Annotated in this window: 16 protein-coding genes; 11 read left to right on the top strand and 5 right to left on the bottom strand. The window is 62.5% G+C overall.

All coding sequences use genetic code 11. The features are described from left to right. Positions 1 to 56: 56 nt before the first annotated feature. The 5 genes from ABVK50_RS16460 (at position 57) to ABVK50_RS16440 (ending at position 7,482) form a co-directional block, all read left to right on the top strand. Positions 57 to 2,141: an ABC transporter substrate-binding protein gene (locus ABVK50_RS16460; RefSeq protein WP_353645559.1), complete on the top strand. Its 2,085-nt coding sequence runs from the start codon at positions 57 to 59 to the stop codon at positions 2,139 to 2,141. Between the two features lie 123 nt (positions 2,142 to 2,264). After that, positions 2,265 to 3,278, top strand: coding sequence for an ABC transporter permease (locus tag ABVK50_RS16455; RefSeq protein ID WP_353645560.1), 1,014 nt, complete (start codon positions 2,265 to 2,267; stop codon positions 3,276 to 3,278). Continuing rightward, positions 3,275 to 4,402, top strand: a complete 1,128-nt coding sequence (locus ABVK50_RS16450) for an ABC transporter permease (RefSeq protein ID WP_353645561.1) — start codon at positions 3,275 to 3,277, stop codon at positions 4,400 to 4,402. The genes ABVK50_RS16455 and ABVK50_RS16450 overlap by 4 nt, the downstream gene beginning before the upstream one ends. 13 nt (positions 4,403 to 4,415) lie before the next feature. Beyond that, positions 4,416 to 6,086, top strand: a complete 1,671-nt coding sequence (locus tag ABVK50_RS16445; RefSeq protein ID WP_353645562.1) for an ABC transporter ATP-binding protein — start codon at positions 4,416 to 4,418, stop codon at positions 6,084 to 6,086. 22 nt (positions 6,087 to 6,108) lie between these two features. Continuing rightward, a complete protein-coding gene (locus ABVK50_RS16440) occupies positions 6,109 to 7,482 on the top strand; it encodes an alpha-glucosidase/alpha-galactosidase (RefSeq protein ID WP_353645563.1) in 1,374 nt (457 codons plus the stop codon). Between the two features lie 52 nt (positions 7,483 to 7,534). Here the strand turns inward: ABVK50_RS16440 and ABVK50_RS16435 are convergent, their stop codons facing one another. From ABVK50_RS16435 to cbiB, 3 genes are all read right to left on the bottom strand, one after another. Then, complete coding sequence (locus ABVK50_RS16435) at positions 7,535 to 8,743, bottom strand: MFS transporter (protein ID WP_353645564.1); 1,209 nt, start codon at positions 8,741 to 8,743, stop codon at positions 7,535 to 7,537. A gap of 209 nt (positions 8,744 to 8,952) precedes the next feature. Further along, the gene (locus ABVK50_RS16430; protein WP_353645565.1) at positions 8,953 to 9,450 is read right to left on the bottom strand and encodes a class I SAM-dependent methyltransferase; all 498 of its coding nucleotides are present in this window, start codon (positions 9,448 to 9,450) and stop codon (positions 8,953 to 8,955) included. A gap of 100 nt (positions 9,451 to 9,550) precedes the next feature. After that, a complete protein-coding gene (cbiB, locus tag ABVK50_RS16425; RefSeq protein WP_353645566.1) occupies positions 9,551 to 10,522 on the bottom strand; it encodes an adenosylcobinamide-phosphate synthase CbiB in 972 nt (323 codons plus the stop codon). Here cbiB and cobD point away from each other — a divergent pair. Together cobD and ABVK50_RS16415 are read left to right on the top strand one after the other, a co-directional pair. Continuing rightward, positions 10,521 to 11,582: a threonine-phosphate decarboxylase CobD gene (cobD, locus tag ABVK50_RS16420; RefSeq protein ID WP_353645567.1), complete on the top strand. Its 1,062-nt coding sequence runs from the start codon at positions 10,521 to 10,523 to the stop codon at positions 11,580 to 11,582. The two genes, cbiB and cobD, sit on opposite strands and share 2 nt — an antisense overlap. Then, complete coding sequence (locus tag ABVK50_RS16415) at positions 11,579 to 12,088, top strand: tyrosine phosphatase family protein (RefSeq protein WP_353645568.1); 510 nt, start codon at positions 11,579 to 11,581, stop codon at positions 12,086 to 12,088. Before cobD ends, ABVK50_RS16415 begins: the two co-directional genes overlap by 4 nt. Positions 12,089 to 12,103: 15 nt before the next feature. Here ABVK50_RS16415 and ABVK50_RS16410 read toward each other — a convergent pair whose 3' ends face one another. Beyond that, a complete protein-coding gene (locus tag ABVK50_RS16410) occupies positions 12,104 to 12,907 on the bottom strand; it encodes a creatininase family protein (protein WP_353645569.1) in 804 nt (267 codons plus the stop codon). 144 nt (positions 12,908 to 13,051) lie between these two features. Here ABVK50_RS16410 and ABVK50_RS16405 point away from each other — a divergent pair, with 144 nt between their 5' ends. Next, positions 13,052 to 13,285, top strand: a complete 234-nt coding sequence (locus tag ABVK50_RS16405; protein WP_353645570.1) for a hypothetical protein — start codon at positions 13,052 to 13,054, stop codon at positions 13,283 to 13,285. Here ABVK50_RS16405 and ABVK50_RS16400 read toward each other — a convergent pair. Then, the gene (locus tag ABVK50_RS16400; protein ID WP_353645571.1) at positions 13,282 to 13,665 is read right to left on the bottom strand and encodes a RidA family protein; all 384 of its coding nucleotides are present in this window, start codon (positions 13,663 to 13,665) and stop codon (positions 13,282 to 13,284) included. The two genes, ABVK50_RS16405 and ABVK50_RS16400, sit on opposite strands and share 4 nt — an antisense overlap. Positions 13,666 to 13,927: 262 nt before the next feature. On the opposite strand from ABVK50_RS16400, the gene ABVK50_RS16395 reads away from it, so the two are divergent. From ABVK50_RS16395 to ABVK50_RS16385, 3 genes are read left to right on the top strand one after another with little or no spacing between them, the layout of a single operon-like run. Then, positions 13,928 to 14,932 (top strand): ABC transporter substrate-binding protein, encoded by a 1,005-nt coding sequence (locus tag ABVK50_RS16395; protein WP_353645572.1) that lies wholly within the window; start codon positions 13,928 to 13,930, stop codon positions 14,930 to 14,932. A 14-nt stretch (positions 14,933 to 14,946) separates the two neighbouring features. Beyond that, on the top strand, positions 14,947 to 15,765 hold the full coding sequence (locus ABVK50_RS16390) for an ABC transporter ATP-binding protein (protein WP_353645919.1): 819 nt from the start codon (positions 14,947 to 14,949) through the stop codon (positions 15,763 to 15,765). Then, positions 15,752 to 16,603, top strand: coding sequence for an ABC transporter permease (locus ABVK50_RS16385; RefSeq protein ID WP_353645573.1), 852 nt, complete (start codon positions 15,752 to 15,754; stop codon positions 16,601 to 16,603). The genes ABVK50_RS16390 and ABVK50_RS16385 overlap by 14 nt, the downstream gene beginning before the upstream one ends. Positions 16,604 to 16,734 lie beyond the last annotated feature (131 nt).

The following is a 16,734-nucleotide window of genomic DNA, read 5'->3' as shown; positions in this document are numbered from 1 at the left end:
TGGAGGAGGGCCATGCCATAGCGGCAGGCCTGAAGCATAAGGGAGAAACCAGGACAATGAACATTTCTTGCCGAATGAAAGCCGCCGCCGCGCTTCTGCTTGGCGTCTCGGCATTCACCATCCATGCCTCGGCCTCCGAGCCGACCGTTGTACCCGAACCGCCGCCGTTTCCGGCGCAGGGCAAGATCGCATATGTGGCGCGTGACTCGATCCTCGAGTTCAAGGCGCTGCCGGAATATCGCGAGCCCGAATGGGTCACCGAAAAGTTCGTCAAGACCGGAAAGCTGCCTCCGGTGGCAGAGCGCCTGCCGAAGGAGCCGATGGTCTTCAAGACGGGCAACATGCCCGACGGTATCGGCGTCTATGGCGATACAATGCGCCATGTGATCGGCGGCCGGCCCGAGGGCTGGAACTACAGCGCCGGCCAGACTCAAGGCTGGGGCGGCATCGATATCGGCATGTTCGAATGCCTGACGCGTACCGCGCCGCTCTTCCAGGTGGAGGCCGAGGACGTCGAGCCGCTGCCGAACCTCGCCAGGAGCTGGGAGTGGTCGGAAGACGGCCACACCCTGACGATGAAATTGATCGAAGGGGCAAAATGGTCTGATGGCGACCCGTTCGACGCCGATGACGTGATGTTCTACTGGGACGACAACGTCGTTGATCCGAACGTTTCTCCGCTGAACGGGGCGACGCCGGAAACGTTTGGAGAAGGCACTACCTTGAAGGCGATCGACAAATATACGATCGAATGGACCTTCAAGGACGCGTTCCCGCGCCAGCATCTCTATACGATGGCCTACGGTACCTTCTGCCCCGGCCCGTCGCATATTCTGAAGACCAAGCATCCGAAATATGCCGGCACCACCTACAACGAGTACAAGAACGGGTTTCCGCCGGAATATCTGAATACGCCGGTCATGGGCGCCTGGGTGCCTGTCGAATACCGCTCGGACGACGTCATCGTACTTCGCCGCAATCCTTACTATTGGAAGGTCGACGAAGAAGGCAATCAGCTGCCCTATCTCAATGAACTGCATTACAAGCTGTCGACCTGGGCCGACCGCGACGTGCAGGCGATCGCCGGCTCCGGCGATTTCTCCAACCTGGAGCAGCCGGAAAACTTCGTCGAATCCCTGAAGCGCGCTGCACAGGAAACCGCTCCCGCGCGGCTGGCCTTCGGCGCCCGTCTGATCGGCTACAATCTACGTATGAACTTTTCGGCCAATGGCTGGGGCGAGCCGGACGAGCGGGCACAGGCCGTGCGCGAGCTCAACCGCAAAGTCGATTTCCGCAAGGCCGTGACCATGGCAATCGATCGCAAGAGGCTCGGCGAATCGCTGGTCAAGGGGCCCTTCACCGCAATCTATCCTGGCGGCATTTCCTCGGGCACGAGCTTCTATGACCGCGCCTCGACGGTGTACTACCCGTTCGATCTGCAAGGCGCCAAGGCGCTGCTGGAGAAGGTCGGGTTAAAGGACACGGACGGCAATGGCGTCGTCAACTTCCCTGCTGGGACAGCGGGTGGCTCGGACGTACAGATCGTGCTCCTAGTGAATTCCGACTACAGCACCGATCGCAATCTCGCGGAAGGTCTAATCGGCCAGATGGAGCAGGTTGGTCTCAAGGTCGTGCTCAACTCCGTCGACGGGGTGAAGCGTGACGCAACGCAGTATGCCGGGCGTTTCGACTGGCTCGTCCGCCGCAACGACCAGGAACTGACATCGGTGGTGCAGAATACGACGCAGCTTGCCCCGACTGGCCCGCGCACGAGCTGGCATCACCGGGCGGGAACGGACGGTACGGTCGATCTGATGCCCTTCGAGCAGGAGATGGTGGATGTCGTCAACAAGTTCATCGCGAGCAATGACAATGGCGAACGCGCTGAACTGATGAAGCAATTCCAGAAGGTCTCGACGACCAACCTCGACACCATTGGCCTGACGGAATATCCGGGCGCGCTCATCATCAACAAGCGCTTCTCGAACATTCCCGAGGGCGCGCCGATCTTCATGTTCAACTGGGCCGAGGACACGATCATCCGCGAACGAGTCTTCGTCGCGGCCGACAAGCAGGGCGATTACGAGCTGTTCCCCGAGCAGCTTCCCGGCAAGCCCGGCGAAAGCGGCCCTATCAACTGACTGTAGTCTGTTTCTCCTCCGGTGGGCATCCGCTGGAGGAGAGGCTCCGAATTGAACCGTGGAGATACCGCGCCTCGTGAAGAAGCGGCAAAGCCACGAGCCACAAGAGAAGCAAACACGATCATGTTGAGATTTCTGCTTGTGCGTATCGCGTCGGCGATTCCGGTTCTCTTCGTCCTGAGCGTCGTGACGTTCGCGATCATCCAGGCGCCGCCGGGCGACTACAGCGACTATATCCGTTCGCAGCTGATCAATCAGGGCGGCGCGTCCTTCGAGGAGGCCGACGCCCAAGCGCAGGCCTACAAGGTCGCCCATGGGCTCGATAAGCCTTTGCCGGTCCAATACGTCAACTGGGTCACCGGTATCATCACCCGCGGCGATTTTGGCCACAGCCTCTTCTATAACAAGCCTGTCGCCGACGTAGTCGGCGAGCGATTGCCGCGAACGCTGGCGCTGGCGCTGGTCTGCCACATCCTGGCGTCGGTTATCGGCATCACCTTCGGCGTTCTGGCGGCAACCCGGCAATATTCCTGGGTGGACAGCCTGCTGTCAGGCATCTCGTTTCTCGGGATGACGGTGCCGCGCTTCCTGATGGCGCTGATCATCGTCTACATCCTGGTGTTCCACTTCAACGTCACGGAAATCAACAGCTTCCATTCCGCCCGCTATGGCGGAGCGCCCTGGTCGTGGGGCAAGTTCGTCGATCTGGTCAAGCATGTCTGGCCGGTGATCGCGATCGCCACTTTGGGCGGGCTCGCCTACAACATGCGCGTCATGCGGGGCAATCTTCTCGATACGCTGAACGCCCAGTATGTCGAAACGGCCCGGGCAAAGGGCTTGAGCGAGCGCGCGGTGGTCATGCGCCACGCAGTGCCGAACGCTCTGCATCCGCTCGTCATGTATCAGGGCGTCGTGATGCCTTACATGCTGACCGGCGAGATCGAGACGGCGATCATCTTTGCCCTGCCGACGGTCGGCCCGGCCATCGTCGGTTCGATGTGGGTCGGCGACGTCTATGTCACGGCTACCTTCATGCTGGTTCTGTCGGTCACCCTGATCGTCGGCAACATCATCGCCGACATGCTGCTTGCCGCACTCGATCCGCGTGTTCGCCTTGGGGGAGGGGCCGACGCATGAAAGCCGACGTCCAACCCGTAGTCTCCGCCTCCATGCCGCCGGCCAAAGGCCGTGGAAACGAGACCTATACCGCGCTTGTCTGGCGCCGCCTGAAACGATCCTGGACCGGCATGACAGGTCTGATCCTTGTCTGCCTCCTGATGATCATGACGATATTCGCGGAGTTCTTCGCCCCCGTCGATCCGAAGCTGACCGGTGTCGGGTTTGCGCCGCCGCAGACAATCAGCATGACGGACCGGGACGGGAACTTCGTCTTTCCGCCGCGTACCTATCCGATCCGCGAAACGGACGAATTGGATCCGGTCACATTCCAGCCGATCGTCGGTCCCGACTACGAAAACCCGCAGACGCTGGGCTTTTTCGTCAAAGGGTTCGAGTACAGGCTTTTCGGCCTGATCCCGGCGCAGCGGCATTTCTTCGGCGCCACCGATGGAAGCCCGGTCAATTTCCTCGGCACCGACAAATTCGGCCGCGATGTGCTGTCGCGCATCATCTACGGCTCGCGCATCTCGCTGATGATCGCGCTCACTGTGGTCTTCATCGTCACGGTCGTCGGCACGACGGTCGGGATGGTGTCGGGATATTTCGGCGGAAGGCTCGACGCTTGGGTGCAGCGTTTCGTCGAACTGGTGCTCGCCTTTCCGCAACTGCCGCTTTATCTGGCGCTCGCCTCGCTGATCCCGGTGACGGCGCCGACCAACGTCTTCCTGGCCTTCGTCATTTTCGTCATGTCTGCGCTTGGCTGGGCGCAGATGTCGCGCGAGGTCCGAGGCAAGACGCTGGCGTTGGCGCGGATCGACTATGTGCGGGCGGCGATGGCGATCGGCGCGACCGACCGGCGGATCATCTTCCAGCACATTTTCCCGAACGTCATGAGCCATGTCATCGTTGCTGTGACCCTGGCCATTCCCAATGTCGTGCTGCTTGAATCCTTCCTTGGCTTCCTCGGTTTCGCGGTGAAGCCGCCGCTGATCTCCTGGGGGCTGATGCTGCAGGACACCGCGACATACTCCGTCATCGGGTCCTATCCCTGGATCCTCGCCCCCGTTGGCTTCGTGCTGGTCACCGTCTTTGCGTTCAATGCGCTGGGCGATGGCCTTCGCGATGCCGTCGATCCCTATTGAGGAGGCCAGGATCATGGCTCTGACGGAAAAGACCTCGATGGCGCCCGACGAACGCCACGATCATGCGGCGAGAACCGGCAGCCCAATCATCGATGCCCGCAACGTTGCGGTGACCTTCAAGGTGGAGGGCGGCACGGTCGATGCGGTCAAGGACGTCTCGTTTCAGCTCTATCGCGGCGAGACCATTGCGGTGGTCGGAGAGTCCGGCTCCGGCAAGTCGGTGACGGCGCGCACGGTCATGGGCCTGCTTACCAAGCGGGCCATGGTGGCCGGGCATTCGCGGATCGAGTACGACGGCAAGAACGTGCTGAAGTTCTCCGACCGGCAACGCCGGGCGTTGCGCGGTGACCGCATTTCTATGATTTTCCAGGAGCCGATGAGTTCGCTCAATCCGGTCTACACGGTCGGCTCGCAGATCATCGAGGCAATCCGGGTGCATCAGAAGATGAGCCGCAGGCAAGCCGCCGAGCGGACGCTGGAACTGTTGCGGCAGGTTCAGATTCCGGACCCCGAAAGCCGCTTCAACCAATATCCGCACCAGCTTTCCGGCGGCCAGCGCCAACGCGTCATGATCGCCATGGCGCTTGCCAACAATCCGGACGTGCTGATCGCCGACGAACCGACGACGGCGCTCGACGTCACTGTGCAGGCGCAGATCCTCAACCTGATCCGCGACCTGCAGCAGAAGCTCGGCATGGCCGTGATCCTGATCACCCACGATTTGACCGTCGTTCGCCAGTTTTCTGACTACATCTATGTCATGAGCCAGGGCGAAGTGGTGGAGCACAACACCACCGCCGCGCTTTTCGAAAACCCGCAGCATCCCTATACGCGCCATCTTCTGGCGTCCGAACCCAGGGGTATGGCCAACCCGCCGCCGGTCGACTCCGCCGTCATTCTCGAAGGCAGCAATGTGCGGGTGTCGTTCATGCTGAAGCATGGCGGGTTCTTCAAGTCGCGGCTCAAGGAACTGGTCGCCGTCGACAGCCTCAGCCTGAAGCTTCACCGGCACGAAACGCTGGGGCTGGTCGGCGAATCCGGGTCCGGCAAGACAACGTTCGGGCAGGCGCTGGTGAAGCTCCTGACGGCAGACGGCGGCGAAATCTTCTTCGATGGCGAACCGATCCACGCCAGGACGCGAGACCAGATGCGGCCGCTCAGATCGCGCATGCAGATCGTGTTCCAGGACCCGTTTTCCTCGCTCAATCCGCGCATGTCGGTCGGCCAGATCATCGAGGAGGGGCTGATCGTCAACAGGCTCGGCGAAAACAAAGGCGATCGGTTGCAGCGCGTGGAGCAGGCGCTTGTGAGCGCCGGACTGCCGCACAATATCCTGTCGCGCTTCCCGCACGAGTTTTCCGGCGGTCAGCGCCAGCGCATCGCGATTGCCCGGGCAATCGCGCTTGAGCCGGAATTCATCCTGCTCGACGAGCCGACCTCGGCGCTCGACCTGTCCGTGCAGGCCCAGATCATCGACCTCCTGCGCAAGCTGCAGGACGAGCGCGGGCTGAGCTACCTCTTCATCTCCCATGATCTGAAGGTCGTTCGCGCCCTCTGCCACCGGGTGGTGGTGATGCAGCACGGCAAAATAGTCGAGGAAGGGCCGGTCGACGAAGTTCTTTCCCATCCCAGGACTGCCTACACCGAACGGCTCGTCAAGGCCGCGTTCGACGTGGCCGCTTAATCGCAGACAAGAGGCGCAACACATGACGAGACAACCCAAAATCACGTTCATCGGGGCCGGTTCCACCGTCTTCATGAAGAACATCATCGGCGACGTGCTGCAGAGGCCGTCTCTTTCGGCCGCGACGATCGCGCTGATGGACCTGAACCCGCAGCGTCTCGAGGAAAGCGAGATCGTTGCTGGAAAGCTGGTGAAGACGCTTGGCGTGGCGGCGACGATCGAGACGCATTCCAGCCAGCGCAAGGCCCTCGAGGGCGCGGATTTTGTCGTCGTCGCTTTCCAGATCGGCGGCTACGAACCTTGCACGGTAACCGATTTCGAAGTGCCGAAGAAATACGGCCTACGCCAGACGATCGCCGACACGCTCGGCGTCGGCGGCATCATGCGGGGCTTGCGCACGGTTCCGCATCTCTGGAAAATCTGCGAAGACATGATGGCTATCTGCCCCGAAGCCATCCTCCTGCAATACGTCAACCCGATGGCGATCAACACCTGGGCGATCGCAGAAAAATATCCGCTCATCAGGCAGGTTGGTCTCTGCCATTCGGTGCAGGGAACGGCCTTCGAGCTCGCCCGCGATCTCGAAATTCCCCTCGAGGAAATCCGCTACCGCGCCGCCGGCATCAACCACATGGCTTTCTACCTGAAATTCGAGCACCGGCAGGCCGATGGCAGCTATCGCGATCTCTATCCGGATCTCGTACGCGGCTACCGCGAAGGGCGCTTCCCGAAGCCCAGCCACTGGAATCCGCGCTGCCCGAACAAAGTTCGCTACGAGATGCTGACCCGGCTCGGCTACTTCGTCACCGAGAGCTCGGAGCATTTCGCCGAATACACGCCCTATTTCATCAAAGACGGCAGGCCCGACCTCATCGAGAAATTCGGCATTCCGCTCGACGAATATCCCAAGCGCTGCATCGAGCAGATCGAGCGTTGGAAAGGGCAGGCGGCGGCCTACCGGAGCGCCGAGACCATCGAGGTCGAGGAGAGCGATGAATATGCTTCCTCGATCATGAACTCGGTCTGGACCGGCGAGCCTTCGGTCATTTACGGCAACGTCCGCAACAATGGATGCATCACCTCGCTGCCGGAGAATTGCGCTGCCGAAGTGCCGTGCCTGGTAGATGCGTCCGGAATCCAGCCGACCTTCATCGGCGCCTTGCCGCCGCAACTGACGGCGCTCATCCGCACCAACGTGAATGTGCAGGAACTGACCGTCCAGGCCCTGATGACGGAGAACCGCGAGCATCTCTATCACGCGGCGATGATGGATCCGCATACCGCCGCCGAGCTCGATCTCGACCAGATCTGGTCGCTCGTCGATGACTTGCTCGCCGCCCACCGCGACTGGATTCCGGAATGGGCGCGGGTCCCGAAAAAAGTTCAGGCCGCGTGAGCTGTATGGCTACTCGTCGTTGCGGTGCGCGTCTTCGGGCGCAGGTCGGTGCTCAGCCGGCGAGCGCCAGCTGAGTTTTAGGGAAGGGCTTGAAGGTCAGAGCAATCAGGAAAGCGCCGATACCGATGCCCCAGGCGCCGATATAGAGCCACGCGTAACTGTCGAACGCGTCGTAGATCAGGCCACCGGTCAGTGGGCCGGTCGCCATGCCCAGGCTGCCGGCCATGGCCGTGCCGCCGATGACGGTTCCCATCATCCGCAATGGGAAATTCTCGCGGGCGATCACGGCGTAAAGCGGCATGACGCCGGCATAGATGAAGCCGACCAGCGCCGCCACAGCGTAGAATGGGCCAAGCTGGCTGACGAAGACATATCCCAGCACGGCGAACGACTGCAGGAACAGTCCCCAGACCAGCGTGCGCTTTGCGCCGAACCGGTCGCCGAACAGGCCGAAGGCGACACGGCCGCCCAGGCCCGCCAGTCCTTCCACGCTGTAGATCGAGACCGCTGCAACCATCGGGATGCCGCAGGTGATGGCGTAGCTCACCGTATGGAAGATCGGGCCGGAATGCGTGGCGCAGCAGAAGAAGTTGGTCAGCAGCAGTATGATAAATTGCGGTGATTTGATCGCCTGCCCCACGGACATTTCCGATTGCGGTTCACGATCCGCGGAAGCGACGGCATTGCGGGCTTCCAGAGCCGGAGGGCGGCGCACCAGAAACGCGGTGGGGATCATCACAACCGCCGTGATGCCGGCGATGATCAGGAGCGACGTTCTCCAATCGTAGACGGTGACCAGCCACGCCGCCAGGGGAGACATGGTCATCGGCGCCATTCCCATGCCGGCGGATACGAGAGACACGGCCAGGCTGCGGCGCGTGTCGAACCAGCCGGTCACGCAGGCCATCATCGGTGCGAAGATCGCGGCGGCCGAACCGCCGACCAGCAGCCCGAAGACGAGTTGAAACCCGATAAGCGATGTCGCCTGGCTCGCCAGAGCCAGTGCCGCCGCCAGGGCGGCCGATCCGATCAACACGACGGCGCGAGGTCCCCAGCGATCCGACAGGCTGCCCCAGGCCATGCTCCCTAACGCCATCGCTACAAACCCGATGGTCATTGCGCTGGACACGCCGGTAACGGACCAACCGGTGTCGCGCGAGATCGGGAGGAGAAAAACGGGCAGTGAAAACATCGCGCCTATAGCGACGCAGCCCAGAAGGCCGCCTGCCGCGACAATCACCCAACGGTAGGAAAGACCCATATCAGCTTGCTCCTCACGGCCCAGAGATGATCGTTCGGCGCCGGCTTCCCGCACTTTGCGCCGTCTATGCTCTGTAGACGTTTGGGACGCGTCGAATTCTACAACTGTGCCTGGAATTTTTCTTACGGCTGCTGCGTTCGGGAGATCACACGGAACTCAGCGCTCTCCCCGAGCGCACCGTTACCGGACGGGGCCTTGAATCGTGCCCGTCACCCGTTGCGATATAGAAAATAACGGCCGTCGCGCGCGCCTAATGGAAGCGGCAGCGGCTGCGTTCCTTCCAATTCCAGCGGCATATCCGAGAGCACGATGGCGCGCGGGGCGAGCACTGCCGGCAGCCGCCGGCTGAGCACCGCACGCATGGCTATATTGCGCTCCTCGTCATAGGTGCCCATGTCGGCATGAGCGAGTATGACCTGTCCGGGGAAGCGGTGCGCCGAGGCCGCCAGCGTGTCGCCTATGTCGCCGAGAATCAGCCGGTCGTCGGGCGGAATACAGTCGTCGAAGCAGTCGATTTCGCGGTCGAGCACGTAGATGTCACGGTCCGGCAGGTGGGTGCGCAGATGATCGTAGGTACGGCCGTGGCCGAGCCCCATCTCGAACACGATTCCTGGAAGGCCGGTGATTTCGCCAAATGCCCAGCCGAGGCAGGCATATTGCGCTTCGAGCCTGAACAGCAATTTGTCGAGCCGCGTCAACTGGTTCATGATGCTTCCGGGTTTGAGGTGGTCCAGCCGGAACCATGATCACGAGATTCGGTTCCGCTCAAGCGCAAAGCTGAGTTGTCGGTTAGCAACGCCGCCAGCTCTATCGAGCCATGAAAATCGCGAGGCCGATCAGGCCGAATAGCGCGACCAGGATGAGGTCGGCGGCCCAGTACAGCCTCAACGCCATGCGAATGTCGGAGGCACTGGCGTCGCGGCGTCCGCCTTCACCCATTGCCGCGTCGTCGACGGTGACGCCGCCATAGACGCGTGGGCCGGCGAGTGCGAGGCCGAGCGCGCCGGCCATCGCCGCTTCCGGCCAGCCGGCATTGGGCGAGCGGTGCTTTTTCGCATCGCGCCACACAGCCCGCCATGCGGATGCAGCACTGGCTCCGGACACGAAAACTGCCGCGGCGACGACCAGCAGCGCCGTGAGGCGCGAGGCCGGCAGATTGACGAGATCGTCGAAGCGCGCCGCCGCCCAGCCGAACGCCTCGTGGCGAGGCGTGCGGTGGCCGATCATCGAATCGGCGGTATTGGCCGCCTTGTAGCCGACGCCGCCCGCCAGCCCGCCCACAGCGAGCCAGAACGCCGGCGCGACGATGCCGTCGGAAAAGTTCTCGGCCAGACTCTCGATCGCAGCGCGGCTGACGCCTGCCTCAGTGAGGCGCTCGGGGTCGCGGCCGACGATGCGCGACACTGCGGTTCGCCCGGCTAAAAGCCCGCCCTGATCCAGTGCATCCGCCACTGCCTTGACGTGGCTGGCAAGGCTCCTTTGCGCAATGAGGCTGCTGGCCAGGATGGCGGTCGCGGCGACGCCGAGCAGCCCGGCTCCAAAAGCCGCTTCAACGGAATAGGCGATGCCCGCCGGAACGCAGACCAGCACCACCAGCGCGACGCCACCCGAAAAGCGGCGGAAACTGTCGGAGGCAGCAGAGCGGTTCAGTTTGCGTTCCAGGAAAGAGATGAGATTGCCGATCCAGATCACCGGATGGCCGATTGCGCGCACGAGACGGTCGGGGTAACCGATAGCGAGTTCGACGAGAAGCGACAGGAAAGCGGTAAGAACGAACATGGCGCTTCTGGAAAGGGAAAAAGGGGCGGCGGTTACCGATCACGGCGGAAGCCTTGGCCGGGCGCGGGCGCTTTTTCCGCAGGCGCCGGAGCCTTGGGTGGATCTTTCGACCGGGATCAATCCGCACTCCTATCCGCTTTTGGAGCTGCCCGCCACCGCCTTGTCGCGGTTGCCCGAACCGGCGCATGTCCGCGAACTCAACGCGATCGCAGCGGCGGCCTACGGCGCGCCATCGGCCATCAATATCGCCGCCGCGCCGGGCACGCAGATTTTGCTGCCGCGCGTGGCGGGATTGGTCGCGACGGGCAGGGCGTTCGTGCTCGGGCCGACCTATGCCGAACATGCCCGCGCCGCCGCGCTCGCCGGCCATTCGGTGGAGGAGGTGAAGGATTTCGGCGCGCTCGCGGGCGCGGACCTCGCCATCGTCGTCAACCCGAACAACCCCGACGGGCGAGTGGTGGAGCGCGAAAAGCTGCGCGGCTTGGCAAGCACGCTGCATGCCAAAGGCGGGCTGCTGGTCGTCGACGAAGCCTTCATGGATGTCGGGCCGCGCGAGCACAGTTTGGCCGGTGACGTCGGGCAGGACGGTCTTGTCGTGCTCAGATCCTTCGGCAAGTTCTTCGGGCTCGCCGGGCTGCGGCTCGGTTTCGCTATCGCGGCGGAACCTGTCGCGCAGCGCCTGGAAGCGGAACTCGGGCCCTGGGCGGTAGCGGGTCTGGCGCTGGAATACGGCGTCAGAGCGCTCAGCGATCAAGTCTGGCAGAATAAAATGCGCGAACGGCTGCGAAACGAGGCGGCGCGGCTGGATGTGCTGCTGCAGCGCTTCCATATATCGGTGGCCGGCGGCACGACGCTGTTTCGCTATGCCGAAATCGCGGACGCAGCCGACCTGTTCGCCTGGCTCGGCGGCTATGGCATACTAGTCCGGAATTTCAGCTGGAGCAGCACCGCCTTACGCTTCGGGCTCCCAGGCAGCGAAGCGGAATGGCTGCGGCTGGAGCGGGCGTTGCAAGGCTGGGCCGCACGCGACAGTCACACGAAAAAGGTCATCGCATCATGATCCATGTCTGTCCGCTATCGAAAGTGGAGGAAACCGTCGCCACCTCGGGTGCGGCGCGGCTCCTTTCGCTGCTTGCCGCCGGAACCGAAATGAAACGTCCGGCCGCCATTCTGGAGCAGGACCATCTCATCCTGTCGATGCACGACATCGCCGAAGCGAGGGATGGCATGACACCGCCCGGCGAAGCCCATGTTCAGAGCCTGCTCGATTTCGCCGGCAAATGGGACCGTACGCGCCCGCTGGTGGTCAATTGCTATGCCGGCATAAGCCGCTCGACGGCGTCAGCTTACATCATTGCCGCGGCTCTTTCGCCCAAGCGCGACGAAGCTGAACTCGCCAAGACCTTGCGTGCCTTGTCGCCGTCGGCCACGCCGAACCCACGTTTGGTAGCGTTGGCCGACCAGATGCTCGGTCGCGAGGGCCGCATGGTCGCGGCGATCGCGGCGATCGGGCGCGGCGCGGACGCCTTCGAAGGCACGCCGTTCGTGCTCAGGATCGACGGCTAGAGCCGCAGCCGCGCTTCACGCCAGCCAGTCGGCGAGCTTTGCCTTGCGCACATCCTGCAGGAGTCGGACAAATCCGTCGGCCTGATGCGCCGCGGTCAAGCGGCCCTTTTCCGCCGTGGCGATGGCGGCATTGCCGACCACGCCGTGCGAGTTCAGGTCGCTGGCGATCCATGCGAAGGCGTGCGTGCCGGTTTGGCGCAGCAGTTCGAATTCCTGCTCGGCGCGGGCGATGCCGGAGACAAAATTCTCCGCTTTGGCCATATCAACCAGATCCGGCCGGAAATGCAGCATCAGCGAAGTCTCGACATCGCCGCCATGGATGCCGTGGCGGTCCTCCAGTTCGGTATACATGCCGTCGGGCCGGCCGAAGCGCTGCCAACTCGTTTTCACCGCGAGCATGCTGAAGCGCACGCGCAATTCGCGCGTGACGATGCCCATGATCTCCTCATTGCCGCCATGCGAATTGACCACGACCAGCTTTTTAACCCCGGCGCGGGCGACGGATGCGCCGAGTTCGGTCCAGGCCTCGATCAACGTCGCCGCTGGCAGGGTCAGCGTACCGGGCGCGTGCAGGTGCTCGTTTGATTTGCCGGCCGCCTGGATCGGCAAAATCCTCGCGTCGAGGTCGGCCGGCAGCCTTTCGATGACCGCTTCAAGCATGCCCTGCATGATCGCCGTGTCGGTCGAAACCGGCAGATGCGGGCCGTGCTGCTCGATCGCGGCCACGGGCAGCACCGCGATCGTTACTTCCGGATCGATGGAGGCGTATTCGGTCGTCGGGAAATCGCCCCACCAGATCCTTCTGTTCTGTTTCGCCACGTCGGACCTCTTCGAACCGGAATTGCCTAGCCTGAATATTTCAGCGGGGCACTTTTTGTAAGGGTACATTTTTTTGCGCCGGCATTTCCGAATTGACGCGCCGCCCTATTTATCCAGGCAGGGTCCTTGCATCAGGAGACAAGAATGCTGGTCATCTGGCTCGGCGTGCTGCTCGTCGTCGCGGGTGTCGTCCTTCTCGCGGGGCAGGCTATTTACCGCGGGCGCATGAGCGAACCGGGGCCGGCGGGGCTGGGTTCGCGCAACACACTCGAGCCCGCGCATCGCGGCATGCGCTTCATGGGTTTCGGGACGAACTGGCCGGGTATTCTCCTCTTTGTGGCCGGCGCGATCCTGCTGCTCGTCGGCGGCTATTTCTAGCCAGCGGCGACAACCTCGATCTCAACCTTGAACTCAGGCCGCGCGAAGCCGGAGACGATCATCAGCGTCGAGGCCGGGGCCGGATCGGCAAACAGCTTGTCGCGCACATCCATATAGGCCCGGAGATAGGCGCGGTCGGTGACGTAGGCGTTGATGCGGACGATGTCGAAGAGCGTCAGGCCCGCTTCGCCGAGGATGGCGGCGATGTTTGCGAAACACAGATTCGCCTGCTCGCCCGCATCGTCGGGCACCAGATCATCCGGCCTGATGCCTAGCTGCCCTGAGCACAGGACCAGCCGTTTTCCCGCCGGTATCTCGACGCCGTGGCTGTAGCGCGCGAAGGGCGGCCTGATCGTCTTGGGCGTCAGAAAGTTGAACATCAAACACTCCTGAAAATCATAGCTTAGAGTTCGACCGGACATAGCTTCAAGTTGCCTGTGCAGGCTTCGTGCGCAAGATGGACAGCGGTTTAAAAAATAGGCACGATGCAGCCGAGATCAGCAAGCTCGACGCCCGGTCCCGCCCAATGCAGCCGCCTGATGCGACGGCTGTGGCGCAAAACCAATGGCACGCAGCTTGCTTATCGATCCGTTGATGTCATAGCCAGGCGCTAAACGCACTGGGCAAACAGGGGTGGTGTTCATGACGAGAAATTTCGTGTTTTCCGCAGCTGCGGCCGCGCTTCTTTTAGCCGGCGCGCCGGCAGCCTTCGCCGCCGAGGCCGTCACCTTCGGCACCAACTGGCTGGCCCAGGCAGAGCACGGCGGCTACTATCAGGCCGTCGCCGATGGGACCTATGCCGCCTGCGGCCTCGATGTCACTATCCAGCAAGGCGGCCCGCAGGTTGCAGGCCGTCCGCTGCTGCTCGCCGGCAAGATCGACTTCTACATGGGCGGCAACATGCAGCAGGCGTTTGACGCGGTTGCGCAGAATATTCCGCTGCGCGTCGTCGCCGCTTCCTTCCAGAAGGAACCGCAGGTTGTCATGTCGCATCCCGGCCAGGGGCTCGACAAATGGGAGGACCTGCCCAAGGCCGAGCAGTACATTATCGCCGACGAGGGAGCCCAGAGCTTCCTGCTGTGGATGGCCACGGAGTACGGCTTCGATGTCTCGAAGCGCGTGCCCTACACCTTCAACCCGGCGCCGTTCATCGCCAATCCGAAGTCGATCCAGCAGGGCTATGTCACTTCCGAACCTTATGCGATCGAGAAGGAAGGCGGCTTCGTGCCGAACCAGTTCCTGCTCGCCGATTATGGCTACGATACCTACGCGACTACGATCGAGACGATGCAAGAAACGATCGACAAGCGTCCGGAGGTTGTCCAATGCTTCGTCGATGGCTCGGCCAAGGGCTGGTACAACTACCTCTACGGCGACAACAAAGCCGCCAACGAGTTGATCAAGAAGGACAATCCCGACATTACCGACGAGCAGATTGCCTTCTCCATCGCCCAGATGAAGAAGTTCGGCATCGTCGATTCCGGCGACAGCGAAAAACACGGCATCGGCGCGATGACCGACGCGCGCATGCAGAGTTTCTACGACAAGATGGTGAAGGCCAAGGTCATGCCGGAAGGCATCGACATCAAGAAGGCCTATACGCTCGACTTCGTCAACAAGGGCGTCGGCCTCGATCTCAAGAAGTGACCGTCGCCCGGACGATGCTTCAAAAGACAGGCGCGCAAATGCCGGATCTGGACGGAAGCGGGTCGCCGCTTCTGAACTTGCGCAATGTAGGCAAGACCTTCTCCAACGGGGTCGCGGCATTGCGCGAGGTCAATCTGACTATCCGGGAAGGCGATTTCCTTAGCCTTCTCGGACCGTCGGGCTGCGGCAAGTCGACGGCGCTCAGGCTGATTGCCGGCCTGTCGACGCCGACCACCGGCGCGCTCGACTGGCACAAGGCGCTGGCCGACGATTGCACCGGCTTCGTCTTCCAGGAGCCGACCCTGCTGCCTTGGGCGAGCGTCTTCGACAATGTCTGGCTGCCGCTCAGGTTGAAAGGCGTCTCGCGGGCCAAGGCCGCACCCACAATTACGGAACTGCTCGAGCGCGTTCACCTGACCGGCTTTGAAAACGCCGTGCCGCGCGAGCTTTCGGGCGGCATGAAGATGCGCGTTTCGATCGCCCGCGCACTGGTGACCAAGCCGCGCCTGCTCCTGATGGACGAGCCCTTCGCCGCGCTCGACGAGATCACCCGCTTCAGGCTTAACAACGACCTGCTCGACCTATGGCAGGACCAGCGTTTCACCGTCGTCTTCGTCACCCACAGCGTGTTCGAAAGCGTATTCCTGTCGAACCGCATCGTCGTCATGGCCGCGCGTCCAGGTCGCGTCTCCGGCGAAATGATGGTAGACGCGGCCTATCCGAGGGACGAGAAGTTCCGCATATCGTCCGAATATGCGGCGTTCTGCCTGCGCGCGTCGGAGGCGCTCAACTCGGCGATAAACTCGGCAAGTGAGTCCCATGACGGCCATTGAAACCGCGCCTGCGAGGCTTGACCCGGAAGAAGCAAAGCGCGTGCGCCAGGAAAGGCTGGAGCGCATCGGCAGCTGGCTCCTGCCGCTCGCCATAATGATTCTGGCCATATGGCTATGGGACCGCATCTGCGTCTGGAACGCGATACCACAATACATCCTGCCGCGGCCTCATGTGGTGGCGCAGACGCTCCACACGGATGCTGCGCTGCTGTTCGGATCGCTTCTGGTGACGCTGAAGATCACCTTCCTCAGCCTGCTGCTTGCGGTGGTCGGCGGCGTCGGGCTCGCAGTGCTGTTCACCCAGTCGAAATGGGTGGAGATGTCGCTGTTTCCCTTCGCCATCGTGCTGCAGGTGACGCCCATCGTGGCGATCTTCCCGCTCATCAACATCTATGTCGACAACCAGACCTCCAAGCTCCTGCTCTGCTCCTGGATCGTCGCCTTCTTTCCGATCCTGTCCAACACCACGCTCGGGCTGAATTCCGTCGACCGCAATCTTCGGGACCTGTTCCGGCTCAACGGCGCGACGCGCTGGCAGGAACTCTGGCATCTGCGCCTGCCGGCGGCGATGCCCTACTTCCTCGGCGGCCTGAAGATAGCCGGCGGCCTGTCGCTGATCGGCGCGGTGGTCGCCGAATTCGTCGCCGGCTCGTCGGGGCAGTCGTCGGGCCTTGCCTCGCGCATCATCGAGGCCGGCTACCGGCTCAACGCGCCGCGGCTCTTTGCGGCGCTGATCCTGATTTCGCTGACTGGCATCCTGATTTTCCTGGTGCTGACGCTGGTCTCGCATCTCATCCTGCGGCGCTGGCACGAAAGCGCGCTGAAACAGGAGCGGTGATGACCTTCCGGGATCGTCGGTGCTGCCCCTCATCCCCCTGCTGGGACCTTCTCCCCGTTAAGAACGGGGGCTGGCCGCAATGCCGACGCCTCCCTCTCCCCGTCCTTACGGGGAGAGGGTAAGAGTGAGGG

This window comes from Mesorhizobium sp. WSM2240 (genome assembly GCF_040438645.1).
Classification (GTDB): domain Bacteria; phylum Pseudomonadota; class Alphaproteobacteria; order Rhizobiales; family Rhizobiaceae; genus Allomesorhizobium.
Note: the sequence above shows the minus strand (reverse complement) of the source record. Positions and strands in the feature narration are given on the sequence as shown.

Excerpts from the sequence above, each read along its gene's own strand:
- ABVK50_RS16460 (WP_353645559.1), top strand. The coding sequence starts at position 57 with ATGAACATTTCTTGCCGAATGAAAGCCGCCGCCGCGCTTCTGCTTGGC.
- ABVK50_RS16455 (WP_353645560.1), top strand. The coding sequence starts at position 2,265 with ATGTTGAGATTTCTGCTTGTGCGTATCGCGTCGGCGATTCCGGTTCTC.
- ABVK50_RS16450 (WP_353645561.1), top strand. The coding sequence starts at position 3,275 with ATGAAAGCCGACGTCCAACCCGTAGTCTCCGCCTCCATGCCGCCGGCC.
- ABVK50_RS16445 (WP_353645562.1), top strand. The coding sequence starts at position 4,416 with ATGGCTCTGACGGAAAAGACCTCGATGGCGCCCGACGAACGCCACGAT.
- ABVK50_RS16440 (WP_353645563.1), top strand. The coding sequence starts at position 6,109 with ATGACGAGACAACCCAAAATCACGTTCATCGGGGCCGGTTCCACCGTC.
- ABVK50_RS16435 (WP_353645564.1), bottom strand. The coding sequence starts at position 8,743 with ATGGGTCTTTCCTACCGTTGGGTGATTGTCGCGGCAGGCGGCCTTCTG.
- ABVK50_RS16430 (WP_353645565.1), bottom strand. The coding sequence starts at position 9,450 with ATGAACCAGTTGACGCGGCTCGACAAATTGCTGTTCAGGCTCGAAGCG.
- cobD (WP_353645567.1), top strand. The coding sequence starts at position 10,521 with ATGGCGCTTCTGGAAAGGGAAAAAGGGGCGGCGGTTACCGATCACGGC.
- cbiB (WP_353645566.1), bottom strand. The coding sequence starts at position 10,522 with ATGTTCGTTCTTACCGCTTTCCTGTCGCTTCTCGTCGAACTCGCTATC.
- ABVK50_RS16415 (WP_353645568.1), top strand. The coding sequence starts at position 11,579 with ATGATCCATGTCTGTCCGCTATCGAAAGTGGAGGAAACCGTCGCCACC.
- ABVK50_RS16405 (WP_353645570.1), top strand. The coding sequence starts at position 13,052 with ATGCTGGTCATCTGGCTCGGCGTGCTGCTCGTCGTCGCGGGTGTCGTC.
- ABVK50_RS16400 (WP_353645571.1), bottom strand. The coding sequence starts at position 13,665 with ATGTTCAACTTTCTGACGCCCAAGACGATCAGGCCGCCCTTCGCGCGC.
- ABVK50_RS16395 (WP_353645572.1), top strand. The coding sequence starts at position 13,928 with ATGACGAGAAATTTCGTGTTTTCCGCAGCTGCGGCCGCGCTTCTTTTA.
- ABVK50_RS16390 (WP_353645919.1), top strand. The coding sequence starts at position 14,947 with ATGCTTCAAAAGACAGGCGCGCAAATGCCGGATCTGGACGGAAGCGGG.
- ABVK50_RS16385 (WP_353645573.1), top strand. The coding sequence starts at position 15,752 with ATGACGGCCATTGAAACCGCGCCTGCGAGGCTTGACCCGGAAGAAGCA.